This is a genomic window from Arthrobacter glacialis, assembly GCF_002909445.1.
Classification (GTDB): domain Bacteria; phylum Actinomycetota; class Actinomycetes; order Actinomycetales; family Micrococcaceae; genus Specibacter; species Specibacter glacialis.
In genome coordinates this window covers 105,650-130,595 of sequence record NZ_PPXC01000011.1, presented here as the reverse complement: position 1 = coordinate 130,595, position 24,946 = coordinate 105,650, and the positions used below count along the sequence as shown (strand labels likewise).

Sequence of the window (24,946 nt, the reverse complement as noted above, 5' to 3'; positions counted from 1 at the left end):
AAAACCAAATAACCAATTCAATATAAATAAATTGGTATCAATAAAACTTGGCACACTATTGAGTTCTCAAACAACAATTACAATTCGAGTAATTCCAAACTGTTTTTCACAATTTGTTTTCGTCGACGTGATGTTTCAATGTTATTTCATCAGAATTCATTTGTCCAATCCGCATTTTGTGCGGGTGGTCACTTTATTAATTCTGCAAACCTATATTTCAATAAACAATTCGAATCGAAGAGACGAATGTATTGTTCAAGAATTTTTTGGTTTGGTTTCCTGCAAGATGGGAGTCGGTGCTTCTCTCGAAGCGGCTCAACCTTGTGCAAGCAACAGATAGAACAATACACTGGTGCCCGCCCCCAATGCAAATCGGGGGCGGGCATCCCCACCCGCACCCTAGCCTCGTACCTCGGCCAGGGAACCCTGCGGGCGTGGGCCCTGTGAAACGTTCGGTGAACGTCAGCTTGCGAGTTCCACCATGGCCAGGGTGCGCTTGCCGCGGCGCACCAGCAGGTACTTGCCATGCAATGCCTCGGATGCACCAAGAACAGCATCAAGATCGGTGACCTTGGCATTGTTCACGTAGGCACCACCCTCCCCCACTGTGCGGCGGGCTTCTGAATTCGTCTTGGACAGTCCTGAAGCAACCAGCAGTTCAACAATGCCCAAGCCGGCAGCCGGAGCAGCTGCGCGCGGCAATTCACGAGTTGCCGATTCCAAGGTTGCAAGATCCAGTTCGGCCAACTCGCCCTGGCCGAACAAGGCAGCGGATGCGGCAATAACCTTTAAGGTGGCGTCCACGCCATGCACCAGGGACGTCACCTGGAAGGCAAGGGTGCGCTGGCCTTCGCGGGCCTGCGGCTTCTGCGCAACAGCACCGGCAATGGAAGCGATTTCCTTGCGGCTAAGGAAGGTGAACACCTTCAGACGGTCCGCCACATCAGCATCTGCGGTGTTGAGCCAGAACTGGTACATGTCGAACGGGCTGCACATGGCGGCGTCGAGCCAGATGGCGTTGCCCTCGCTCTTGCCGAACTTGGTGCCATCGGAGTTGGTGATCAACGGTGTGCCCAGCGCGTGGACGGAGGCGCCTTCAACCTTGCGGATCAGGTCTGTGCCGCTGGTCAGGTTGCCCCACTGATCGGAGCCACCCTGCTGCAGAACACAGCCGTACTGGCGGAACAGTTCCAGGTAGTCCATGCCCTGCAGGATCTGGTAGCTGAATTCGGCGTAGCTGATGCCCTCGTCCGAGTTCAGGCGTGAGGCAACAATGTCCTTTTTGATCATGGTGCCGACCCGGAAGTACTTGCCAATGTCGCGCAGGAAATCGATGGCGCTCATGGGCGCCGTCCAGTCGAGGTTGTTGACCATGCGGGCCGCATTCTCACCCTCGAAGGACAGGAAGCGCTGCACCTGGCCCTGCAGGTAGCCAACCCACTCGGAGACCGTCTCTTTTGAGTTCATGGTGCGTTCCGCCGTGGGACGCGGATCCCCCACCAAACCAGTGGAACCGCCCACCAAACCCAGCGGCTTGTGACCGGCCAACTGCATGCGACGCATGGTCAGCAGCTGGACCAGATTGCCCAGGTGCAGGCTGGGGGCGGTGGGGTCGAAGCCACAATAGTACGTGATCGGCTCGCCGGCGAGCAGCTCTTCAAGGGCTGCCTCGTCGGTGGAGACCTGGACCAGGCCTCGCCACTTGAGCTCCTGCCAAACATTGGCGAAGCTGGAGTCGTTCTCGGGGGCGCGGAGTTCAGTTTGCAAAGACACGCTCCAAAATTACCAGTACGACGGCGTTTCTTTCGATTCGTGCCCGCCGTGAGTCCCGCCGTGCCTGCACAGGACAGCGCAGCAGTCCTTTAATGATTGCGGGACCCGCGCTTCAAGCACGGGTCCCGCAGGCGTAGAGGCCGTTGCTACTTTTCGATTCCTACTGGCAATGGCTCGGAGCTGATCAGGCGAAGGCGCTGGGTGGGGCGCGTCATGGCCACATAAAGGTCACCAACGCGGCCGCCGGCACCAGCCAGCAGTGCCGCCGGTTCCACAATCACCACACCATCAAATTCCAGGCCCTTGGCCTCATGAGGATCAATGACCACAATGTTCTGTTCCACGGAACCTGCTCCGTGGCCCACGCGGTGCCCGTACACGGCGCGCAACGCGGCGGCGGTTTCTGCGACCAGGGATGTGGGGGCAATGACGGCCACCAGGCCACCGGCAACTGCCGTGGACTCTTCCTCCATGACGGCTACGACCTGCGCCACCACAGCGTCAGGTGAGACCAGGTCAACCAAAGGTTCCCATTCGCCGTCGCGCACGGCCTTGGGGGCTGACACAATCTGGCCGGCAGCGTTCGCCATCCGCACCGCTGCCTCGGCGATCTGGATGGGCGTGCGGTAGTTGACGCTGAGTTCTTCCAAGTTCCAGCGTTCCCCCATGAACGGGGTCAGCGCCTGCTGCCAGGAAATGGCACCTGCTGCAGAACTTGTCTGGGCAATGTCGCCCACAATGGTGAAGGATTTCACGGGGCAACGGCGCACCAACAGACGCCATTGCATGGGCGAGAGCTCCTGGGCCTCGTCAACCACCACATGGCCGTACGCCCAGGTCCGATCGGTCAGGGCACGCTCAGCATTGCTCAGGCGCTCCCCCTCCACCACGTTGAAGTCGGCCAGCTGCTCGGCAGTCAGCATGCCATCCACACCCGAATCTTCCAACTGCTGGTTCATGTTGGAGATGGCCTTTTCAGCGTTAACGAGATCACGCTTGCGCTGTGCATCCGCGGCGGCCTCGGCCCGGCCGCCCGTCTCATCCAGGTCTCCAAGCAATTCCGCGGCCTCATCGAGCAGCGGAATATCGGACTCGCTCCATGGCGCATTGGCCGGGCGCGCCAACAAAGCCCGCTCTGCATCCGTGAGGTTGGGGGTGACGGCCTTGAGGATTTCGGGCTTGCTGAACATGTCGCGGACAAGCTTTTGCGGGCTCATGGGCATCCAGCACAGGTTCAGCATGACCCGGACGTCGCGTGAACCGCGCACATCGTCGGCCAGGTAGGACCTGTCGGCCGTGTTGCCGGCACTGTTTTCCTCGATGTGCTCGCGCAGTTGGGTGGTCAACTCGCCCAGGAGCGTCTTGACGAATGTTACGCGCGCCTCGTTGTGCGGCTTGCCCAAGGCGCGGGCCCTGTCCCTGGCGCGGCGCACCTGGCGCACGGTGAGCACCAAACGGGTGCCTTCGACGTCGAGCCTCACATCCTGGTGCGGCAGGCGCTGGCGGTTGGCCACGGCGTTGGCAATGACCTGGGTCATCTCGATCCGGCCCTTGAGCAGCGAAACCTCGGGAGTCTCGGGAGCCGTGGCGATGATGCCGGGCAGCAACTGACCAAGGCTGGCCATGACTACACCGGTTTCACCCAGGGACGGCAGCACGCGCTCAATGTATTTCATGAACGCGTTGGAGGGGCCCACCAGCAGCACGCCGGCCGATTGGAGACGTTCGCGGTGCGTGTAGAGCAGGTACGCGGCACGGTGCAGGGCCACGGCCGTCTTGCCCGTGCCCGGTCCGCCCTGAACTACCAAGGCGCCGCTCAGGGGTGAACGGATAATCCTGTCCTGCTCGGACTGGATGGTGCCAACAATGTCATTCATGCGGCCCGTGCGCTTGGAATTCAAGGCAGCCAGGAGGGCCCCTTCACCCTGGAGGTGCTCGCCGTCGACCAGCATGGTGTGGTCCAGGACGTCGTCCTCGATGGCCTTGACGTTGCGGCCTTGGAGGATGAGATGACGACGGCGGCGCACGCCCATGCGCTCAAAGGCAGTGGCCTGGTAGAAAGTGCCGGCTTCAGGAGCACGCCAGTCAACCATGAGCTGGCGCAGATCCGCAGTGGAGAGCCCAATGCGGCCAATGTAGCGGTTCTCGCCCGATTCCAGGTCGAGGCGGCCAAACACCAGCTTGTCATCCACTGCGTTCAGCTGCGCCAGACGGTTCTCATAGAGGGTGGCAAAAGCGTCGCGTTCGGAGCGGTTCTGGTGCGTGCCCATGGATTTGGCACGGCGCACGTCCGCCAATTGCTCTACTTTTTCGGCTCGAAGTTCGTCCAAGCGGGAGTAGAGACCGTCAACATAGTTACGTTCCTGGGCCAACTCGTGGTCATACATGCAAGACTCCTGAAATGTAAGGCATACCGCCAAAAGGCGGACCGTCTAGTCTATCCCGTGGGACGCTCCGGTGCTGGCAGCTGTGAGCAGAAACGCACAGTTTTTTCTAGTACGGGCCCTAGTACGGGCTTGCCAGCACGGCCGGCCCTGCACCTTTTTTGGGGGTGGGTTAGACGTGCAGCAGGGACACCACGTTGTGGGCCGCCAGATTTGCCCGGCCCGGCAGGGCATCAATTTCGAGCACCACGCCGATGCCGGCCACGTGGGCACCTGTGCGCTCAAGCAAGGCAGCAGCGGCGCCCAGTGTGCCTCCCGTAGCGAGCACGTCGTCGAGAATTAACACACGCGTGCCAGCAGGAACGTCATCTTGGTGCAGTTCCAAGGTCGCCTCACCGTACTCAAGTGAATAGTTCTGCGCGTACACCTCGCGGGGCAGTTTTCCGGCCTTGCGGATGGTGATGACACCGGTTCCTGTGGCGTAGGCTGCGGCAGCTGCCAGCAGGAAGCCGCGGGCCTCCACTCCGGCCACGGCGTCGAACGTCCCGGCGAATTTTTCCACGATGGCATCCACCACCTCTTTCAGGGCCGCACCGTCAGCAAACACGGGGGTTAAATCTTTGAAAACAATTCCCTCCGAAGGGTAGTCCACGACGGTGGCGCAGAGGCCGTTGATAGTGGCTGCAACTCCCGTGTTTTCGGGGTTTTTGGGGCTCTGGGCAGGGGTGTTGAAATTCTGGTTCACAGCTCTACGGTACAGCCTTGAAAAAAGGGGCTTTTCGGATGCCCAAAAAGGTGCTTATATATCTTCCGTGCAACACAACATTTCACTCCCCGGACACGGTGTCCGGCTTGTGCCGTTACGGCGTCGTCACGCGGCAGATTTGTACCCCTACATTGATGTAGACATGTGGGCAGGGATGGCCTCGGAACGGCCAACGTCCAAGCGTGCCCTGGAAAGGCTCTTTGCCACCCGGATTGCCGATCCTTCCATCATTGCCTTTGCCGTGATTGATGATGAGACCGGCACCGTGGCGGGTACCACCAGCCTCTACGACTTTGTGCCAGAGCAGTCACGGGTTGAATTGGGCATGACATTTTTTGGCCGCAGCTACTGGGGCCGCAACGTCAATGCGTCCTCGAAACTGGCGCTGCTGACCTTTGCCTTTGAGGAACTTCTAGTGCACCGGGTCACGTTGCGCTGCGATGTGCGCAATGTGCGCAGCGCCGCCGCCATTGTGAAGCTGGGCGCCACGTTGGAAGGTGTGCTGCGCGGATACCGGCACGGCCATGACGGCTCCCGCGTTGACACCAGCGTGTACTCACTCCTGGAACACGAGTGGCCGGCGTCGCGCTCGGGCTTGGTTCACCGGCTCACCCCCGCGGATCTGCTGCCTGAGGTGACGGAACTTATTGAGTTCTCGGAGCAATTGGCGCGGGCCGACGCGGAGTGCGCACCACTCCCGGCTTGAACGCCGAGACGGTGGGATCGCCGTCGATCCAGAACCGCCACGGGTAGTCAGCGGTACCTCCGGGCCCGCTGATGCCCACCCGCGGGCCGGACATGACATTTTTGGCGGGCGTGTCCGGCAAGGTCACCGAGACTTCGCCCTGGAGCGCACCCAAACCGTTGTGTTCGCGACCAAATCCCATGGCTTTGGCGAGCCGGGCTGGGCCCCGCGCCAGCTCGGCGTCGTTCTTGGCGGTGGGGCGGCGCGAGCGTGCCAACTCCAGGCCCTCAACGATTTCACCTGCCCGCATGAGGCATCCGGAGGATGTCCCCTCCGGGCAGCACACCAGATTGGCGCAAAAGTGCATGCCGTACGTGAAGTACACATAGAGGTGTCCGGGCGGGCCGAACATGACGGCGTTGCGGTTGGTCTTGCCCCGGTAACTGTGCGCCCCCGGGTCCGGATCTGCTGAATCCGCCGGGCCCAAATAGGCTTCCACCTCGCTCAGCCGGACGACGACGGGCCCTTGCGGACTTTCATGCCTCACCAAGGCGCCCAGCAGGTAGGGCGCCACCTCCGTGGCAGGTCTTTGGAGGAGTTCAAGGAGGTCCATGGGCGTGCTCATGGACCCACGCTAGCAGGGTGCCGCCGCCGGCGAATTGGCATGGGAGGATGTTTTTATGGCCGTTGCATTGGAATTCACTCCCCCGTTTGAGCCGGGCATCTTTGACTTCCTGGCAGCCCGCGCCGTGGCGGGCGTTGAGGAGGCCGATTCCTGCAGTTACGCGCGTACCTTGCTGTTGCCCGGCGGCCACGGCTGGTTCCATGTTGCGTGGGATGGCAGTGCCTTGTGGCTGGACCATGCGCTCGAGGATCCCGCGGACGCACCCATCTTGCTCAGCAAGGTGCGGCATTTGTTCAACCTGGACCACGACCCTCTGGCCGCCGATGCGGCTTTGGGCACCCATCCCTTGCTGGCTGGGCGGATTGCCTTGCTGCCCGGGATCCGGCTTCCCGGCTGTGTGGACCCGGCGGAGATCTTGATACGGGCAATGGTGGGCCAGCAGATCACCGTGGCAGCAGCTCGCACGGCTCTCAACCAGCTGGTGGCACTAAGCACGCCAAGCCGCCTGGCGCATGGTTCAATGACCCATTTCTTCCCCACGCCACCTGAGCTAGCGGCCGGTGGCAGGGACATCCTGCGCGGCCCGCAACGCCGGATCGACTCCATCGTTGCCGTGGCCCGGATGCTGGCAGAGGGTTCTCTGCAGCTCGGCCCCGTGGATACGCAGGATTCCTTAGCCGAGAAGTTGCTCCCCATCCCCGGCATCGGCCCTTGGACGGTGGGCTATGTGGCGATGCGGGTGCTCGCCAGCAACGACATTTTCCTGCCCGGCGACTCTGCCGTCCGTAACGGCTACGGGCTGCTGCGCGGAGACACTCTCGCTCAAGCCCGCACCATCAAGGCGGCCGAGCTGGCGCGCATGGCAGAACCGTTGCGGCCGTGGCGGTCCTACGCAACCTTGCACCTGTGGCGTGCCGCCAGCCTGCCGAACGGGCAGTAGTTGTTGATGTTTCGCGTCAACATCAACAACTACTGCCCGTTCGGCAGGCGAGGGTCAGCGGGGGCGCCAGCCCCGGGCGCGTAAGGCGTCGGCAACCTTTCGAACCACCGCAGGCTTGTCGCCACGGAGGTCGTCAAGGGATACTCGGATTTCTTCCCATCCAAGGGCTCGGCTGGTCTCCAGACGGCGGATATCGCGCAAGTACTGGTCCGGGGTGTTGTGGTGGCCGCCGTCGTATTGCAGGCTGATCCGGTACTGGCGGTAGGCGCCGTCGGGCCATATCAGCGGCCGGCCGGCCGGATCGCGCACCACAACATTCAGCTCCGGCTCCGGCAAACCTGCATCCACCAGGGCCAGTCGCATGAGGGTCTCCGGCGGCGAATCGGCGCCAACGCGAATCAATTCCAGGGCAAGCCGGGCGTTGCGCAGGCCCCTACCGCCGTGATGCCGGGCAACCACCTGAACCAGCTCGGCCACGCGGCACATCGCCTCCCGTGGCACGGGAAAATCAGGCCCGTGGCTGCACACCAGAAAATCACCGGCCGCCACCAGATCCTTCAGGGACAGGCATGCGGCGAGGTCCAACCACGTTCGCGCCGGACTGGTGAGACGGACGCCGTCGAGCTCCCAGATTTCACCGTCGGCAAGCGCCAGCCGGTGCCCCACCACATTGACCCTTCTGGGAGCGCCCACCGTGGGTGGATTGGCCAGATGGATGCGCCAGTCGTTGGCGGGCCCGGGCGGCAGTGGAATCCTCCACAGCTGCGCGGCCGATAGGTGACTCAGAACGCTCAGCGGATTGGCCTCGGTGTAGGCCGCCAGGGCTGCGGCGCCCTGAAGCGGCACACCGGCGGGGACCAGGATGCCTCTCGAGACACGGATCAAATCGCTTGCGCGGGTGCGCGCCGGCGACAGCCCTGCTTCGGAGGAAGCGCGGGTAGTGAACGATCTTCCGTACAGGTGCTGCGGCAGCTGGATTCGGCGCATATCCAATTGTTTCGCAGGAAAGTGGCCGATTCTCGGTTATCCACAGGCAACTTCCGCTGCGTAAAAATCGAACGGGCAGTAGTTGTTGATGTTTTCGGAAAACATCAGCAACTACTGCCCGTTCGCGAGGCAGCAGGGTGGGGCTATTTGGCGGGGAACGCCGAGGGCCAGGGCAGCAGGACCGGCAGTTCCACCGAATCCGCGGCAGCTTCTGCACGCAGCGAACCCATGGTGGGTGTGCGCCCGGACAGCCAGGCGGTGATGTCCGTCAGCATGCCGGAGACGGACACGGTGTTCGACCCCGTCCCCACGGTCATGGGCGGCAACGCCAGCGGCAGCAGCTTCAACTGGATCGAGTCGGGCACCCTGGCGCTGAGGAAATCGATCAGGTACAGGCAGAACTCCTTGGACCAGGTCTCGGGCCCGCGTCCCAACTGCAGATCTGCCAAGTGGATGACCAGTTCACGCCAGTACGCCAAGGCGCCGTCACGCACCACGCCGTTGCGGTAGCTGATGGGCAAATCCCACTGGGCGTTGTCCAGGCCGTCAAGCACGCCCAGGGCTCGCGTGAACCCGGCGGCGATGTACTCCCGGTGCAGTTCTGCTGAATGCCCGGCGTTCATCTCGATGGCCTGCGTCCGCCCGCCCTGGCCGCCGTCGTAAAAATCAATCAGCTCACCGCGCAGGGCGTACTCAACCTGGCGTGCCACGGCATTGGAAACATGGGCAATATGCGCCAAAACGTGGCCGCGGGTCCACCCGGGCAAATCGGTGGGGACCAGGACGTCGTCGTCGCTCAAGTCCGCCAACTTTGCGCTCACCGTGTCCGCCGCAGCTTTGAGACGGTCCATGAGCTGCGCATTAGAAATATCAGTCATGCCCCCCAGCATAGCGGCCGAGGGTCCCGCGCCGAGCTTGCGAGGTGTGGGAGGCCGAAATGCGCTAAAGCAGGAAATGCCCGCATCCACCATGGATACGGGCATTTCCTCATGCTCGGTTGAGAAGTGCGACGCCGGTCAGGCCAGGAAGGACCTGACCTCGCCCAGCTGCCCCTCAAGGGCCGCCAGCTGCGCCAACACGGCCGAGGGGGCGGTGCCGCCCTGGGCATTGCGGCTGTTCAACGAACCGTTGGTGCTCAGGACCGTACGGACCTCGGGTGTGAGGTGCGCAGAAATGCCCGCATACTCGGCATCGCTGAGGTCCCACAGTTCCACACCCCGGCCTTCGGCAAGCTTCACAGCAGCGCCGGAGAGTTCGTGGGCATCGCGGAACGGCACACCCTGGCGGACAAGCCATTCGGCAATGTCGGTTGCCAAGGCAAAGCCCTGCGGAGCCAGTGACTCCATGCGCTCGGTGTTGAACACCAATGTGGCCATCATGCCTGAAACGGCAGGGAGCAAGAGCTCAAGGGTGTCAGCGGCGTCAAAGACGGGCTCCTTGTCCTCCTGCAGATCCCTGTTGTACGCAAGGGGCAAGCCCTTGAGAGTTGCCAGCAGGCCAGTCAGGTCGCCAATGAGGCGCCCCGCCTTGCCGCGGGCCAGCTCAGCCACATCCGGGTTCTTCTTCTGCGGCATGATCGAGGATCCCGTGGAGTAGGAATCATGCAAGGTCACAAAGGAGAATTCCTTGGTGGCCCACAGGATGACTTCCTCGGAGATCCGGGACAAGTCCACGCCGATCATGGCGCAGACCCATGCGAACTCGGCAAAGACGTCGCGGGAGGCGGTGCCATCAATGGAGTTCCAGGCTGCCGAGTCAAAGCCCAGCTCAAGTGCGACGGCGTTCGGGTCAAGTCCCAGGGAGGAACCGGCCAAGGCACCTGAACCGTAAGGCGAAACCGCTGCACGCTTGTCCCAGTCGACCAGGCGCTGCACATCACGCAATAGCGCCCAGGCGTGGGCCAGCAAATGGTGGCTCAGCAGGATGGGCTGGGCGTGCTGGAGATGCGTGCGCCCCGGCATGGCAACACCGTGGTGTGCCTTGGCCTGCTCCACCAGGGCATCAACCACGGAGAGAACCCCTGCAGCAATGATTCTGGCGTGGTCGCGGAGGTACATGCGCCCCAGCGTAGCGATCTGGTCGTTGCGTGAACGGCCGGCACGGAGCTTGCCGCCCAGAGCCGTTCCCGCACGCTCAATCAGGCCGCGTTCCAGGGAACCGTGCACGTCCTCGTCGGAGTCGGCCGGGCCGTAGGCGCCGGACTTCACATCCGCTTCGAGCTCCTCGAGCGCCTTGAGCATGCCCGCCAGTTCATCGGCGTCGAGCAGGCCTGCCGTGTTCAAAACACGGGCATGGGCCTTGGAGCCGGCAATGTCATACAGTGCCAGGCGCCAGTCAAAGTGTGTTGACTTGCTCAGTGCCGCCAAGGCGTCTGCGGGGCCGCCCTGAAAACGGCCACCCCACAGCGCACCCTCGTTCGTACCATGGGCCATGGTTACAGACCCAGAACGCGCTGGTCGCGGGTTGAGGCAACCTTGGAGGACATGCCCCACAGCTCGATGAAGCCCTTGGCCTGTGACTGGTCGAAGGTATCGCCGGTGTCGTAGGTGGCCAGGTCAAAGTCGTAAAGGGACGTCTCGGAACGGCGGCCGTTGACGATGGCCTGGCCACCGTGCAGGGTCATGCGGATGTCACCGGACACGTATTTCTGGGTGTCTTCGATGAAGGCGTCCAAGGAACGCTTCAGCGGGGAGAACCACTGGCCGTCGTAGACCAGCTCGGCCCAGCGCTGGCTCACAGTTGCCTTGAAACGGGCCTGCTCACGCTCAAGCGTGATGTCCTCGAGGTGCTTGTGCGCGGTGATCAGGGCCATGGCGCCAGGGGCCTCGTAGATTTCGCGGCTCTTGATGCCTACCAGGCGGTCCTCAACGACGTCGATCCGGCCAACACCCTGTGCGCCGGCGCGGCGGTTCAGTTCCTGGATGGCCTGCAGCGGGGAAACCTTGATGCCATCAATGGCAACGGGGACACCCTGGTGGAAGGAGATGATGACCTCGTCCGGTGCCGGCGGGAATTCCGGGGTGGCCGTGTAGTCGTAAATGTCCTTGGTGGGGGCGTTCCAGATGTCTTCGAGGTAGCCGGTTTCGACGGCGCGGCCCCAGACGTTCTGGTCAATGGAGTACGGGTTCTTCTTGGTGGTTTCGATCGGCAGGTTGTTGGCCTCGGCGTAGGCAATGGCCTTGTCGCGGGTCAGGGCCAAGTCACGGACCGGTGCAATGCACTTCAGGTCCGGGCCCAGAGTCTGGATGCCCACTTCAAAGCGGACCTGGTCGTTGCCCTTGCCGGTGCAGCCGTGGGCTACCGTGGTGGCGCCGAACTCGCGGGCGGCCTTGACCAGGTGCTTGACGATCACGGGGCGGGAGATGGCCGAAACCAAGGGATAGTGACCCTGGTAGAGGGCGTTGGCCTTCAAGGTGGGCATGGCGTACTCATTGGCGAATTCGTCGCGAGCATCTGCAACGTAGGCTTCCACGGCGCCACAGCCCAGGGCGCGCTGGCGGATGTCCTCCAGGGACTCGCCACCCTGTCCAACGTCAACAGCAACGGCGATAACTTCGGCCCCTGTTGCTTCGCCGATCCAGCCGATGGCTACGGAGGTGTCGAGGCCGCCGGAGTAGGCCAATACAATGCGTTCAGTCACGTTCGTGTCTCCCTATTTTGTACAACTCGTCAGAGTGTTGTTTCGCGTTACTTCAAAGCATAATGCATGGTTATGCATTCTCACTAAAAGATATTCACAGCGCGCCGCCCCGCCCGTCATTGGCGCCGCACCCGCCCCGCAAGCGGGCAGCCGGCGAACTGGCGATGCAAGCAAATTCCGGGGGAAGATGGAGGCAAAAGACGCAACCTCATGCCATTGTGGCATGGGGCCGCCACCAGCCGCGACCGGTAGAGGAAATTCCACAATGACAGAACATATTGCACCACCCGCCCCCGCCGTGCCGGTCCCGGGCCTGGAGGACCGGCGCCCGCCGAAACTGGCCAAGGTGCCGGCCTTCATCGAGTACATGGGCCAGGGCTGGGGCACACCGGACAGGACCCCGCCCGTGGTGGCAGGCGCCGCCACAGCTGCCGGGCACCACCGCTCCCGCCTCTCCGAACAGTTCCCCGGCCAGACCCTGGTGATAGGCGCCGGCACCGCTCCCGTGCGCGCCAACGACACCTACTACGACTTCCGGCCGGATTCGGATTTCTACTGGCTCAGCGGCGCCGCGATCGAGGGTGCCGTCCTGGTCATGGCCCCCTCCGGCACATCCCACGACGCAACCCTGTTCATTCCGGCGCCGTTTTATCCCGGCGACCCGCAATTCTTCGCCAACGCAGCCCACGGTGAGATGTGGGTGGGCTCGGCTCCCGACTTTTCCGACTGGGCGCAGGCCCTGTCCCTGCAAGTGCAGCCCCTGACCGAGCTCGACGCCGGCATCACCGCCGCCATGCGGGCCGGCTCGGGCACCCTTGCCGCCGGCATCATCGACTCCGATGTGCGCAGCCGCCACGGTATCGATGCCGGCGGCGACCTGGGACGTGCCCTGGCAGTCCTGCGCATGATCAAGGACGACTGGGAAATTGCCCAGCTGCGCGAGGCCGTGGACCACACAGTGTCCGGCTTTGCCGCCGTCGTGGGTGAAATCCCCGCAGCCGTCAAGGCCGGCGGGGAACGCTGGCTGCAGGGCACCTTTGACAGGCACGCCCGCACGCACGGGAACGGCGTCGGCTACGCCACGATCGTTGGCAGCGGCAAGCACGCACCCACCCTGCACTGGGTGCGCTGCGACGGACCCGTCCTGGAGGACAAGGTGGTGCTGCTGGACATGGGGGTGGAGGCCAACAGCTTTTACACAGCGGACGTGACGCGCACGTTCCCAGGGTCCGGCACGTTCAGCCCCATCCAGCGCCAGGTCCACGACCTGGTGGAAAAATCGCACCGGGCGGGTCTGGCCGCCGTGGGGCCGGGACGGCCGTGGACCGACTTCCACCATGCCAGCATGGAGGTCATCGCCAACGGCCTCAACGACTGGGGGCTGCTGCCGGTCTCCGTGGATGAGGCCCTGTCTCCCGCCGGCCAGCACCACCGCCGTTACCTGGTGTGCGGGGTGGGCCACCACCTGGGCCTTGACGTGCACGACTGCGCCCAGTCCAGCCACGACGACTACCAAGGTGCCACCATGGCGCCCGGAATGGTGCTGGCCGTGGAGCCGGGCCTGTACTTCCACGAACACGACCTGACCCTGCCGCCCGAGTTGCGCGGCATCGGCGTCCGACTGGAGGACAACGTCCTCATTACGCCCACAGGCTCCGAGGTCATCTCCGATGCGCTCCCCATCACCGCCGCGGGCATTGAGGAATGGGTCGCCACGGTGCAGCGCGGCTAGTTGGCTCGGTGGTTGAGCTTGGTCGGTGGTTGAGCTTGTCGAAACCTGAGTCTCGACAAGCTCAACCAGCGGTGTTGCCCGTCCTACGCTCCGGAACCGGATTCCGCCGCGAACTGCAGGAACCGCTCGGCCACGTCCGCCCCGCCCAGGGGGTCCCGGGTGATGACCATGACGGTGTCGTCCCCGGCGATGGTGCCAAGTATGGCCGGCATGACCGAATGGTCAATGGCCAGCGCCAGGAAGTTTGCGGCTCCCGGCGGGGTCCGCAGCACGGCAATGTTGCCCGAGGACTCCGCCGTCACCAGCAGCTCCCCGCACAGGCGGATCAGGCGGGTGTCCAGCAGCTCCTGCGATGACGCCGAATGCACGCTGCGGTCCCCGCCCTCCGGGGGCAGCGCATAAATCAAGGCCCCGTCCTTGCCGCGCACCCGCACGGCCCGCAACTCCACGAGGTCACGCGACAGCGTTGCCTGGCCCACCACCAAACCGTCGTCGGCCAGCAAACTGGCCAACTCCGCCTGTGAACGCACGGCACGGTTGGTCAGCAAGGCCTGCACGCGGGCCTGCCGGGCAATTTTGGTGGCCGGCATTCCTGCCCCGGGAGCCGTTGATTTGGACATGGCTAGCTGCCGGCCTCGCTGTTGGCGGCTTCGGCTGCGGACTTTTCCACCAGCCAGACCATGAGGGCCTTTTGGGCGTGCAGGCGGTTCTCCGCCTCATCCCACACCACTGACTGCGGCCCGTCGATGACGGAGGCCGCGATCTCATAGCCTCGGTAGGCGGGCAGGCAATGCAGCACAATGGCGTCGGGCGCCGCCTGGGCCAGCGCTGCGTCGTCGAGCGCGTAATCCTTGAACAGCTCCAGGCGCTGGGCCTTTTCATCCTCCTGCCCCATGGAAACCCACGTGTCAGTGACCAGCACGTCGGCACCGGCAACGGCCGAGGCCACATCTGTGGTGATCAGGACCGAGCCGCCGGTGAGCAGGGCACGTTCCTGGGCGGCCTGCACGACGGCGTCGGCCGGCAAATACCCTGCCGGTCCGGTGATGCGCAGGTGCATGCCCGCCGTGACCCCTGCCAGCAGGTAGGAGTTGGCCATGTTGTTGGCACTGTCCCCCAGGTAGGTCATGGTCAGCCCCGCCAGGTTTCCCTTGTGCTCCTTGATGGTGAGCAGGTCAGCGAGAAGCTGGCACGGGTGGTAGTCATCGGAGAGGGCGTTGATGACGGGCACCTTGGAGTTGGCGGCCATTTCCTCCAGCCCGGCCTGGCTGTAGGTGCGCCACACGATGGTGGAAACCATGCGCTCAAGGACCTTGGCGGTGTCGCTCACGGATTCCTTGTGACCAATCTGGGCCTCACCCGGGTTGATGATCAGAGGGTTTCCGCCCAGAGCCGCAATGCCGGCGGCAAAGGAGACGCGGGTGCGGGTGGAAGTCTTGTCAAAGATCACTGCCACCGTTTGGGCGCCGGATCCAGCACCTGCAAACGTGTTTTTGGAATACGGTGCCTTCTTTAGAAGCGCAGCCAGCTCCAACACCTCAGCCTGTTCGGCCGGGCTCAGGTCAGTGTCGATGAGGAAATGCCTGGTCATGGTTAGTTTCCTTCCAGATTCGCCGCTGCCACAGCTGTGGCAATCAGCGACGGCAGTGCTGCGATGAATGACTGGGCCTGCTCGGCGGTCAAGTTCAGTGGCGGGGCCAAACGGACGGTGTTGGGGCGCGGGGCGTTGACAATGAATCCAGCATCAAGCGCGGCACTGACAACACCGGCAGCCACTGGTGCTGCCAGGTCAAAACCGATCAGCAGGCCAAAGGCGCGGACCTCAGTGACGCCGTCGACCGGGGCAATGCCCTGGGCGAAGATTTCGCTGACAGTGCGCACATTGGCCAGCACCTGCGCGGACTCCAATACGTGCAAGGTGGCCAGGGCCGCGGCGGTTGCCACGGGGTTCCCGCCAAAGGTTGTGCCGTGCTGGCCGGCGCTGAGGAGCTGTGAGGGGCCTTCGCCGAAGGTGATGATGGCACCGATGGGGAACCCGCCACCCAAACCTTTGGCCAGGGTCATGGCGTCGGGGGTGATGCCCGCGGCGATGCCGGCGAACCAATCGCCCGTGCGGCCAACACCTGTCTGGACCTCGTCCAGAATCAACAGCGCACCGTGTTCGCGTGTCAGTTCCCGGGCAGCCTGCAAGTACTCGGCGGAGAGCGGACGGACGCCGGCCTCGCCCTGGATGGGTTCGATAACCAGCGCGGCAACCGTCCCATCCATGGCATCGCGCAGGGCGTCAACGTCGTCAAAGGCAATATGGCGCACACCTGCCGGCATGGGCTCAAACGGTTCCCGGTACGCCTGCTTGGCCGTCATGGCCAAAGCTCCCATGGTGCGGCCGTGGAAGCCGCCCTCGAGCGCCAAAATGGTGGGGCGGGCCGCACCGCCATGGGCGCGGGCCAGCTTGAACGCTGCCTCGTTGGCCTCGGTGCCGGAGTTGGCGAAGAAGACCTTGGAACCCTCCGGCGCCTGGCTCAGTTGGAGCAGCTTTTCAGCCAGGGCAATCTGGGTGGGGCTGGTGAAGAAGTTGGAGACGTGGCCCAGTGTGGCAAGCTGGCTGGTGATGACCGAGGTGACAAAGGGGTGGGCGTGGCCCAGCGCGTTGACGGCGATGCCGCCGAGCAGGTCCAGGTATTCCTTGCCGTCGGCGTCCCAGACCAGGGCGCCGGCGCCGCGCACCAGCACCCGCTGGGGGCTGCCAAAGACGCCCATGAGGGAGTCGCTGTAGCGGGCCAGCCACTGGGCGCTGGTCCCGGTGCCGGTGACGGCCGCAGCGTTTGCGTTGCGCAGATCTGCTGTCTGCTTGTCCTCAGTCATTATTTCTCATCCTCATCCGGGAAAATTTGGGTCCCGTTGCCTTCAAATGTCATCAGTTCCAGCAGCACCGAGTGGGCGCTGCGCCCGTCCACCACTGCTGCGCGTTCCACTCCTCCGTCCACGGCCGCCAGGCAGGCACCCATCTTGGGGATCATGCCCGATTCCAGCCGGGGCAGCATCTCACGCAGGTCGTTGGCGCTGAGCTCGCTGAGCAGCGAGGACTTGTCCGGCCAGTTCGCATAGAGACCTTCGACGTCGGTCAGGATCACCAGGCGCGAGGCCTGCAAGGCGATGGCCAGGGCTGCCGCGGCAGTGTCTGCGTTGACGTTGAGTACGGTTGAGGGGTCCCCCAGTTCGGGGGCAACGGTGGAGATCACCGGGATCCGGCCGGCCTCCAGCAGGTCCAAGATGGCGCCGGGGTTTACCCCCACCACCTCGCCCACTAGACCCAAGTCAACGGGCAGGCCGTCCACAATGGTGCCCGTCCGCTCAGCCTGCAACAGCGCGCCGTCCTCGCCGGAGAGTCCCACGGCATAGGCGCCGTGCTCGTTGATCAGGCCCACCAGTTCGCGGCCCACCTGGCCTGTCAGAACCATCCTGACAACTTCCATGGCCTCAGGTGTGGTGACGCGCAGCCCGCCCTTGAACTCGCTCTTGATATCCAGGCGCTTGAGCATGGCGTTGATCTGCGGCCCACCACCGTGAACCACCACGGGCTTGATTCCCACATGGTGCATGAACACAATGTCCTCGGCGAAGGCACGGCGCAGCTCATCGTTGATCATGGCGTTGCCGCCGTACTTGACCACCACCACCGTGTCAGCAAACTGCTGAATCCACGGCAAGGCCTCAATTAAGGTGCCAGCCTTGCCCTGCGCTGTAGCCACCGAACCCATCATGTTTTCCTTCAATCCTGTTGTGTACTTCACTGATCCCTGCGGTGAGCCTCCCGGCGGACCTCCGCGGCGTTCCCAACTCTCGTGGCACCCAAGGCGACCGTGCATTCTAGGTGGCGGAGCCGGCATTTTTTGTAGGCGACGTAAAGGAGACCGTAAGGCCGCCCGCGGCCGTCGGTCGGATAGTCGCCGAGGGAATGCCGGTCCGCCGCCGAGCCCAACCACAGCCGACGGCCAAGCGGTTACGAGGAGTAGGCGCTGTTTTCTTCGACGTACGCGTGCGTGAGGTCGTTGGTCCAGATCGTGGCGGAGGCCAGGCCTGCGTTGAGATCGATCTCCACGGTGACTTCACGGCCGCTGAGATCCACCAGGTCGCGGGAGTCGCCAATGCAGCCGTTGCGGCAGATCTGGATGCCATTGATGCTGACGTTGATCTTGTCCGGGTCGAAGACGGCGTCGGTGGTGCCCACGGAGGCCAGGACGCGGCCCCAGTTGGGGTCGTTGCCGAAAATGGCTGCCTTGAACAGGTTGGAGCGGGCCACTGAGCGGGAGACCACTTCGGCGTCGCGTTCGCTGTCCGCGTTGGTGGTGGTGATGGCGATGTCGTGGCTTGCGCCCTCGGCATCGGCAATCAAATCGCGGGCTAAGGTGGCGCACACCTGGGTCAGGCCGGCGGTGAATTCATCCATGTCCGGGAAGGCCGTGGAGGCACCGGAGGCCATGAGGAGAACGGTGTCATTGGTGGACATGCAACCGTCGGAGTCGGCACGGTTGAAGGTGACACGGACGGCGTCGCGCAGTGCGGCGTCGAGCCCTTCAGCCTCAACCGCGGCGTCGGTGGTGATAACAACCAGCATGGTGGCCAGTCCGGGCGCCAACATACCGGCTCCCTTGGCCATGCCGCCAATACTGTAGCTCAGCCCCTCGGCATTGGGTTCGGAGGTCCACGCTGCCTGCTTGGGGACGGTGTCTGTGGTCATGATCGCAGTGGCGGCGGCAGCTCCGCCGTCGGAGACCAGGGCAGCCGCGGCGGCTTCAACGCCGGGCAGGATCTTGTCCATGGGCAGCTGCTCCCCGATCAATCCGGTGGAGCAGACGGCAACGTCGGTGGCGGAGATGCCCAGAATATCCGCGACTTTCTCGGCGGTGGCGTGCGTGTTTTGGAAGCCCTCGGGGCCAGTGCAGGCGTTGGCGCCACCGGAGTTCAGCACCACGGCATCAACCCGGCCGTCGCGCAGGACCTGGCGGGACCAGTGGATGGGCGCGGCCGCTACACGGTTGGTGGTGAAGACGGCTGCGGCGGTGCGCTCGGGACCGTCATTGATGACCAGAGCCAGGTCGGGGTTGCCGGACGTCTTCAGCCCGGCAGTAACGCCGGCTGCGCGGAATCCTTGTGCAGTTGTCACGCTCATGGTGCTACTCCTTGGAAGGTCAAGCCCGTGGTTTCGGCCAGGCCGAGGGCGATGTTCATGGACTGTACTGCGCCGCCGGCGGTGCCTTTGGTCAAGTTGTCAATGGCGCAGCAGACAATCACACGGTTGACGTGGGCGTCGTAGGCGATTTGCATGGCCGCATAGTTGGAGCCCTGCACGGACTTGGTGGAGGGCCACTGTCCCTCCGGGAGGACATGCACAAAGGGTTCATCCTCGTAGGCTTCCACCCAGATTTGGCGCAATGCCGAGGCGGGGTCTTCAAGGGCCGCGATCTCTGCGGAGACCTTTGCCGTGGCGGTGGTGAGGATGCCGCGGCTCATGGGCGCCAGAGTGGGTGTGAAGGAAACGCGCACATCCAGTCCGGATGCGGCGGAAAGGCCCTGCTCAATTTCAGGGGTGTGCCGGTGCCCGCCACCCACGCCATAGGGGCTCATGGAACCCATGACTTCCGAGCCGATCAAGTTGATCTTGGCTGCCTTTCCCGCACCCGAGGTGCCCGAGGCTGCAACAATGACCACGTCATCAGGGGCCAGTGCGTTGGCGGCGAAGCCGGGCATCAGGGCCAGCAGGGAGCTCGTGGGGTAGCAGCCGGGAACGGCAATGCGCTTGGATCCGCGGATCCTTTCCCGGTGGCCGGGCAGTTCGGGCAGGCCGTAGGGCCAGGTGCCGGCGTGGGCAGACCCGTAGAACTTTTCCCACGCTGTGGAATCTTCCAGACGGTGGTCGGCTCCGGCGTCGATCACCAAGGTGTCGGCGGGAAGCTGCGCCGCGATGGCCGCGGAGGCGCCGTGCGGCAGTGCCAGGAAGACGACGTCGTGCCCTGAGAGGTTCTCAACTGTTGTGTCCACCAGGATGCGGTCGGCCAGGGCGTGCAGATGGGGAGCCAGAGAACCCAGCCGGGCACCTGCGTTGCTGTGGGCCGTGATGGCCCCAATGCTCACATCGGGGTGGCTGGCCAGCAGGCGCAGCACCTCTCCCCCGGCATATCCGCTGGCTCCTGAGACGGCTACAGAAATTGTCATATGTCGACTATACAGCAGAACTATTCACTATCACCGATATTTATGCATGTCGTTTGATTTCCCTTTCAGCAGTCGGTTCTATGATGATCAGGGAGGAATTGCTTTCTTGCGAAACCGCCAATAACCGATTGGGAGTTCATCATGACCGAGCACTGCAATGCCATTGTCGCTTCAGCCCCGGGCGGCCCGGAGGTTTTGGTGCTGGCGCACGTTCCCATGCCCGTCCCCGGGGCGGGCGAGCTGCTGGTCAAGGTGGCGGCCGTTGGTGTGAACTTCATTGAAAGCTACCAGCGTCAGGGCATCTATCCCGTGCCGTTTCCCTTTACCCCTGGCGCCGAAGCCGCCGGAACGGTTGTTGCCGTGGGGTCAGGCGTCCATGGTTTTGCCGTGGGCGACCGCATTGCCACGGCCGAAGGCAGTGCCTGCTACGCCGAATTTGCCATTGTGCCCGCCCTCAAGGCCTTGCATGTCCCAGCTGGCGTGCCGCTGGACGTGGCTGCGGCCTTGCCGTTGCAGGGCATGACGGCCCATTACCTGATGAACTCCACCTACCGCGTGGAGCCGGGCCAGAGCGTCCTGCTCCACGCTGGTGCCGGCGGCGTTGGTTTGCTGCTGACCCAGCTGCTGAAGGAGCGCGAGGCCCGAGTCATCACCACCGTTTCCACGGAAGAGAAGGAAGAGCTCTCCCGAGTGGCCGGCGCCGATGAGGTGCTGGGATATGAGAACTTTGCCGAGCAGGTCCGCGAGCTCACCGATGGGGATGGCGTGGATGTGGTGTTCGACGGCGTAGGCAAGGACACGTTCGACGGCTCGCTGGCGTCCTTGCGCACCAGGGGAACGCTGGTGCTTTTTGGTGGCGCTTCCGGGCAGGTGCCGCCCTTTGATTTGCAGCGGCTCAACGCCGGCGGTTCACTGACGGTTGTTCGACCCAAACTTGCCGACTACCTCCGCAACCCACAAGAGCGCTCTTGGCGGGCAACCGAGGTGTTCAACGCCGCGGCCTCAGGTCATCTGAGCGCCCGGATCGGCGCCCGCTTCCCGCTCGCCGAGGCGGGCGCTGCACACGCGGCACTCCAAGGCCGCCGCACCACAGGCAAGGTGATTCTGGAGCCATGAGCAGGTTAACGTCAGCGACCCCTGTCCTGGGGTGCAATTTGGCGCCTCACACCCAGCAACATGTTGCCTGCTATTCAACTTCCGTTCATCTTACTGGGGCACGGTAAGCCAGTGAACTCTGCCTCAACGAATATCCCACAGATTCAAGTACCCGCATCCAGCGAAGAAGTACAGTCCGGCCAATTTGCCGCACAAATGCCCGGGCGTGACTTGGCACCGGAACCCAGGACGCTGTGGGACATCGTTCAGGCCACAGCAGAGCTGCACCCCGATGCCACTGCGTTGGATGACGGCACGAAAGCCCTGAGCTACGAAGACCTCCTGCACGCTGTACGAAACAAAGCCGGGGAATTGACTCAGGCTGGCTTGGGTGCCGGGGACCGCATAGGCGTGCGGATTCCTTCCGGCACCTCGGCGCTTTATCTGGCAATATTAGCGATCCTGTCCATTGGTGCCGCCTATGTTCCGGTGGATGCAGATGATCCGGCCGAACGGGCGGCACTGGTTTTCGGCGAAGCCAAGGTGGCCGCCGTGCTCGGAGACCCGCAGACCGGCCAAGCCCTGACCATGTCCGGTGAACGCCCGGCCCCCTTTACCGAAACGCGCGAACCCGTCCCGAGCGATGATGCCTGGATCATCTTCACCTCAGGCTCCACCGGCACACCGAAAGGTGTGGCGGTCAGCAACCGCTCAGCCGCCGCGTTCGTCGATGCCGAAGCCCGCATTTTCCTGCAGGCCGAGCCGATCGGCCCCGAAGACCGGGTCCTGGCTGGACTGTCAGTTGCCTTCGATGCTTCGTGTGAGGAGATGTGGCTTGCCTGGCGCTATGGCGCGGCGCTGGTCCCCGCACCGCGTTCCTTGGTCCGTTCGGGCATGGATCTGGGCCCGTGGCTGATTTCCCATGGCATCACTGTTGTCTCCACCGTTCCGACGCTGGCAGCCCTGTGGCCTGCGGAAGCGCTGGAATCCGTGCGCCTGCTCATCTTTGGCGGCGAAGCCTGCCCGCCGGAGCTGGCCACCCGCCTGGCGGTCCGCGGCCGCGAAGTCTGGAACACCTACGGGCCCACCGAGGCAACGGTGGTTGCGTGCGCTGCACCGCTGGGCGGCCCCGGGCCTGTTCGGATCGGGCTGCCGCTGAACGGCTGGGATCTGGCAGTTGTCGACTCCGCCGGAGTACCCGTGGCCGAGGGCGAAGTCGGCGAATTGATTATTGCCGGCGTTGGCCTGGCCCGCTATCTGGACCCGGCCAAGGATGCCGAAAAGTACGCGCCCATGCCCGCGTTTGGCTGGGACCGCGCCTACCGCAGCGGTGACTTGGTCAGGCTGGAAAGCGCCGGGCTGGTCTTCATGGGCCGTGCCGATGACCAGGTGAAGCTTGGCGGGCGGCGCATTGAACTCGGAGAAATTGACGCGGCACTGCAGGCACTGCCTGAGATTTCCGGCGCCGCCGTCGCTGTCCAGGAAACGGCGGGCGGCAGCCAGCTACTGGTCGGTTACCTGGTCCCGGCCACCGGAACCACCCCTGATGCGGGCGCGCTGCGCTCCTTGCTGGCCGAATCGCTGCCAGCGGCGTTGATCCCGCTGCTCACTTTCACCGATTCCCTACCCACCAAAACCAGCGGAAAAGTGGACCGCAAAGCTCTGCCCTGGCCTCTGGAACAACCCTCTGACGACGACGGTTCCCTCGCCGGGACGTTGGCACCAGAGGCACAGTGGGTCCTTGAACAATGGCAGGCTGTGCTGGGCGGCTCGCCATCCTCGCTCGACACTGATTTTTTCGCCAGCGGAGGTGGCAGCCTGGCTGCCGCCCAGCTGGTGTCGGCCCTGCGCAAGCGGTATCCGCGCATCACGGTTGCCGATGTCTATTCACATCCTCGAATCGGTGCCCTTCTGGAACTGGTGTTGGGCTCTGTCCCCATCGCTGATGCGGGCCAAATCGTCAACCGCACTGTGGGGCGGACCCGGCGCAGCTCACAGGTTTTTCAGACGCTCATGGGTGTGCCGCTCCATGTCCTGGTGGGAATGCGCTGGCTCACGTACTTGATGGCGTTGAACAATATCGCAGCGTGGCAGGGCATCCTGCCTGGCGCGCCGATCATTTCCTGGTGGTGGGTGGCAGCGTCATGGGCGGTGTTTGTATCACCCTGGGGCCGGATGGGCATTTCGGTGGTCGCAGCCAGGCTGCTGCTCCGCGGGATCCAGCCAGGCAGTTATCCGCGCTCCGGCAAAGTACATCTGCAGCTGTGGCTGTCCGAACAAATTGCCGACATGTCAGCTGCCGTTTCACTGGCCAGTGCACCATGGGTGCCCTACTATGCCCGAGCCTTGGGTGTGACGATGGGAAAGAACGTTGACCTGCATTCGGTGCCACCGGTCACCGGCCTGCTGAGCCTGGCTGACGGTTGCTCCATTGAACCGGAGGTGGATCTTTCCGGCTGGTGGATCGATGGCGACTGGGTGCACATTGGCGAAATTTCCATTGGCGCCGGGGCCGTGGTCGGAGCCCGCAGCACGCTGATGCCCGGCGCACGCATCGGCGCCGGAGCACAGGTGGCACCTGGCTCCGCGGTGCGCGGCAAAGTTAAGCCCGGGGTCACGGTTTCCGGCTCCCCGGCGGAACGAACCGGCAAGGCCAAGCACTCCTGGCCGGATCTGCGCACCGCCACCACGTGGCGCGCTGACCTGCCCTTTGCCGGCGCCTCCGCACTGCTCTCCCTGCTGCCGTTTGTGGCGGCAGCCGCGGCTGTGTCGACGGTATTGGCTGCCATCGCCGGCCAACCGTCATTGTCCGCATCCCTGCCCACCCTGTTGTGGGCGGTTCCCGTGGCAGCCCTGGCCTGGTTCCTGACGCTGCTGGTGCTGATTCTGGTGACGGTGCGGCTGCTCGGCGTGGGACTGAGGGAGGGGCACTACCCGGTCCGCAGCCGGATCGGGTGGCAGGTGTGGGCCACCGAAAGGGTCCTGGACATGGCCCGGGATCTACTATTCCCCATCTATGCCAGCCTCTTCACCCCCGTGTGGCTGCGCCTGTTGGGCGCGAAAGTCGGCAAGAACGTGGAAGCCTCCACGGTGCTGTTGTTGCCGAAGATGACAACCATCGGCTCCGGCGCCTTCTTGGCCGATGACACCATGATCGCCTCCTATGAACTGGGCGGGGGCTACATCCACATCGCACCAGCAAAGGTGGGCAAGCGCTCCTTTCTGGGCAACTCAGGCATGGCGGCGGCCGGGCGGACCATGCCGCGCAACTCACTCGTGGCCGTGCTTTCGGCGGCACCAGCTAAGGCAAAGGCCGGCACCTCATGGCTGGGCAGCCCGCCCGTCCGCCTGCGCCGCACCAACCTGAATACCGATGAGTCCCTGACCTTCGCCCCGCCACTGCGGCTCAAGCTGGCCCGGGCCCTGTGGGAAAGTTGCCGGTTGATCCCCACGGTACTCTCGGTGGCTATCGCAGCCGCAGTACTTGTCGCGTTCGACGCCCTGGCCCTTGCCGGCGGCTACTGGCTCGCGGCCCTGCTGAGCGGCATCGTCATCATGGTGGCGGGCGCCGTGGCGGCTGGTAGCGCCGTCGCTGCTAAATGGCTGCTGGTAGGGCGGATCAAGCGCGGAGAGCACCCGCTGTGGAGCTCCTTCATCTGGCGCAACGAGGTAGTGGACACGTTTATAGAGTTGGTCAGTGCGCCTTGGTTTGCGCGGGCGGCCGTGGGCACGCCTGCCATGGTGTGGTGGCTGCGCGCACTGGGCGCAAAGATTGGCCACGGCACGTGGTGTGAAAGCTACTGGCTGCCGGAGGCCGATCTTGTCTCGCTCGGCGAAAATTCCACCGTCAACCGTGGCTGTGTGATCCAGACCCACCTGTTCCACGACAGGGTCATGGCCATTGATACAGTTACGTTGGAGGCCGGAGCCACCATGGGCCCCCATGGGGTGATCCTGCCGGCGGCGTCCATCGCCACCAGCGGCACCGTGGGCCCGGCGTCCCTGGTGATGCGCGGTGAAAGCGTGCCCGCCAGCAGCTATTGGATGGGCAACCCCATCAGCCCCTGGAAGGGTCCGGAATTCGCGGACCGTGCCTGACCCCA

20 protein-coding genes are annotated in these 24,946 nt (G+C 63.9%); 6 read left to right on the top strand and 14 right to left on the bottom strand.

The window, feature by feature from the left end:
* Window positions 1-340 (top strand): hypothetical protein (locus CVS27_RS21045; RefSeq protein WP_207767536.1); only part of this gene is annotated, 340 nt, incomplete at its 5' end.
* 122 nt (window positions 341-462) lie between these two features.
* Here the strand turns inward: CVS27_RS21045 and tyrS are convergent.
* From tyrS to CVS27_RS14390, 3 genes are all read right to left on the bottom strand, one after another.
* Window positions 463-1,773, bottom strand: coding sequence for a tyrosine--tRNA ligase (tyrS, locus tag CVS27_RS14400; protein WP_103466479.1), 1,311 nt, complete (start codon window positions 1,771-1,773; stop codon window positions 463-465).
* A 146-nt stretch (window positions 1,774-1,919) separates the two neighbouring features.
* A complete protein-coding gene (locus CVS27_RS14395) occupies window positions 1,920-4,160 on the bottom strand; it encodes a HelD family protein (RefSeq protein ID WP_103466478.1) in 2,241 nt (746 codons plus the stop codon).
* A gap of 169 nt (window positions 4,161-4,329) precedes the next feature.
* Window positions 4,330-4,833: an adenine phosphoribosyltransferase gene (locus CVS27_RS14390; RefSeq protein WP_103466501.1), complete on the bottom strand. Its 504-nt coding sequence runs from the start codon at window positions 4,831-4,833 to the stop codon at window positions 4,330-4,332.
* A gap of 136 nt (window positions 4,834-4,969) precedes the next feature.
* Between CVS27_RS14390 and CVS27_RS14385 the strand changes: the two genes are divergently transcribed.
* A complete protein-coding gene (locus CVS27_RS14385; protein ID WP_165788313.1) occupies window positions 4,970-5,629 on the top strand; it encodes a GNAT family N-acetyltransferase in 660 nt (219 codons plus the stop codon).
* Here CVS27_RS14385 and CVS27_RS14380 read toward each other — a convergent pair.
* Window positions 5,568-6,233, bottom strand: coding sequence for a DNA-3-methyladenine glycosylase (locus CVS27_RS14380; protein WP_103466476.1), 666 nt, complete (start codon window positions 6,231-6,233; stop codon window positions 5,568-5,570). The two genes, CVS27_RS14385 and CVS27_RS14380, sit on opposite strands and share 62 nt — an antisense overlap.
* 55 nt (window positions 6,234-6,288) lie before the next feature.
* Here CVS27_RS14380 and CVS27_RS14375 point away from each other — a divergent pair, with 55 nt between their 5' ends.
* Window positions 6,289-7,173: a DNA-3-methyladenine glycosylase family protein gene (locus tag CVS27_RS14375; protein WP_103466475.1), complete on the top strand. Its 885-nt coding sequence runs from the start codon at window positions 6,289-6,291 to the stop codon at window positions 7,171-7,173.
* Window positions 7,174-7,227: 54 nt separating this feature from the next.
* Here the strand turns inward: CVS27_RS14375 and CVS27_RS14370 are convergent, their stop codons facing one another.
* The 4 genes from CVS27_RS14370 to CVS27_RS14355 form a co-directional block, all read right to left on the bottom strand.
* On the bottom strand, window positions 7,228-8,160 hold the full coding sequence (locus tag CVS27_RS14370; protein WP_103466474.1) for a hypothetical protein: 933 nt from the start codon (window positions 8,158-8,160) through the stop codon (window positions 7,228-7,230).
* A gap of 143 nt (window positions 8,161-8,303) precedes the next feature.
* On the bottom strand, window positions 8,304-9,038 hold the full coding sequence (locus CVS27_RS14365) for a maleylpyruvate isomerase family mycothiol-dependent enzyme (RefSeq protein WP_103466499.1): 735 nt from the start codon (window positions 9,036-9,038) through the stop codon (window positions 8,304-8,306).
* 138 nt (window positions 9,039-9,176) lie between these two features.
* Entirely contained in the window at window positions 9,177-10,592 is a 1,416-nt protein-coding gene (argH, locus tag CVS27_RS14360) for an argininosuccinate lyase (RefSeq protein ID WP_103466473.1), read from the bottom strand.
* A 2-nt stretch (window positions 10,593-10,594) separates the two neighbouring features.
* Window positions 10,595-11,800 (bottom strand): argininosuccinate synthase, encoded by a 1,206-nt coding sequence (locus CVS27_RS14355; RefSeq protein WP_103466472.1) that lies wholly within the window; start codon window positions 11,798-11,800, stop codon window positions 10,595-10,597.
* 265 nt (window positions 11,801-12,065) lie between these two features.
* On the opposite strand from CVS27_RS14355, the gene CVS27_RS14350 reads away from it, so the two are divergent.
* Window positions 12,066-13,532, top strand: a complete 1,467-nt coding sequence (locus CVS27_RS14350; RefSeq protein ID WP_103466471.1) for an aminopeptidase P family protein — start codon at window positions 12,066-12,068, stop codon at window positions 13,530-13,532.
* An 83-nt stretch (window positions 13,533-13,615) separates the two neighbouring features.
* On the opposite strand, the gene CVS27_RS14345 is transcribed toward CVS27_RS14350, so the two are convergent.
* The 6 genes from CVS27_RS14345 to argC form a co-directional block, all read right to left on the bottom strand.
* Entirely contained in the window at window positions 13,616-14,152 is a 537-nt protein-coding gene (locus CVS27_RS14345; protein WP_103466470.1) for an arginine repressor, read from the bottom strand.
* A 2-nt stretch (window positions 14,153-14,154) separates the two neighbouring features.
* On the bottom strand, window positions 14,155-15,123 hold the full coding sequence (argF, locus tag CVS27_RS14340; protein ID WP_103466468.1) for an ornithine carbamoyltransferase: 969 nt from the start codon (window positions 15,121-15,123) through the stop codon (window positions 14,155-14,157).
* Between the two features lie 2 nt (window positions 15,124-15,125).
* Window positions 15,126-16,397: an acetylornithine transaminase gene (locus CVS27_RS14335; RefSeq protein WP_103466466.1), complete on the bottom strand. Its 1,272-nt coding sequence runs from the start codon at window positions 16,395-16,397 to the stop codon at window positions 15,126-15,128.
* Window positions 16,397-17,293, bottom strand: coding sequence for an acetylglutamate kinase (gene argB / locus CVS27_RS14330; protein WP_103466465.1), 897 nt, complete (start codon window positions 17,291-17,293; stop codon window positions 16,397-16,399). The genes CVS27_RS14335 and argB overlap by 1 nt, the downstream gene beginning before the upstream one ends.
* Before the next feature lie 242 nt (window positions 17,294-17,535).
* Window positions 17,536-18,705 (bottom strand): bifunctional glutamate N-acetyltransferase/amino-acid acetyltransferase ArgJ, encoded by a 1,170-nt coding sequence (gene argJ / locus CVS27_RS14325; RefSeq protein ID WP_103466463.1) that lies wholly within the window; start codon window positions 18,703-18,705, stop codon window positions 17,536-17,538.
* The gene (gene argC, locus CVS27_RS14320; RefSeq protein ID WP_103466461.1) at window positions 18,702-19,748 is read right to left on the bottom strand and encodes an N-acetyl-gamma-glutamyl-phosphate reductase; all 1,047 of its coding nucleotides are present in this window, start codon (window positions 19,746-19,748) and stop codon (window positions 18,702-18,704) included. Before argC ends, argJ begins: the two co-directional genes overlap by 4 nt.
* A 141-nt stretch (window positions 19,749-19,889) precedes the next feature.
* On the opposite strand from argC, the gene CVS27_RS14315 reads away from it, so the two are divergent.
* Both CVS27_RS14315 and CVS27_RS14310 read left to right on the top strand, forming a co-directional pair.
* A complete protein-coding gene (locus CVS27_RS14315) occupies window positions 19,890-20,864 on the top strand; it encodes a quinone oxidoreductase family protein (RefSeq protein ID WP_103466459.1) in 975 nt (324 codons plus the stop codon).
* A gap of 195 nt (window positions 20,865-21,059) precedes the next feature.
* Window positions 21,060-24,941 carry a Pls/PosA family non-ribosomal peptide synthetase gene (locus tag CVS27_RS14310; protein ID WP_103466457.1) on the top strand — a complete coding sequence of 1,294 codons (3,882 nt, stop codon included), beginning with the start codon at window positions 21,060-21,062 and terminating at the stop codon, window positions 24,939-24,941.
* The last annotated feature ends 5 nt before the right edge of the window (window positions 24,942-24,946 follow it).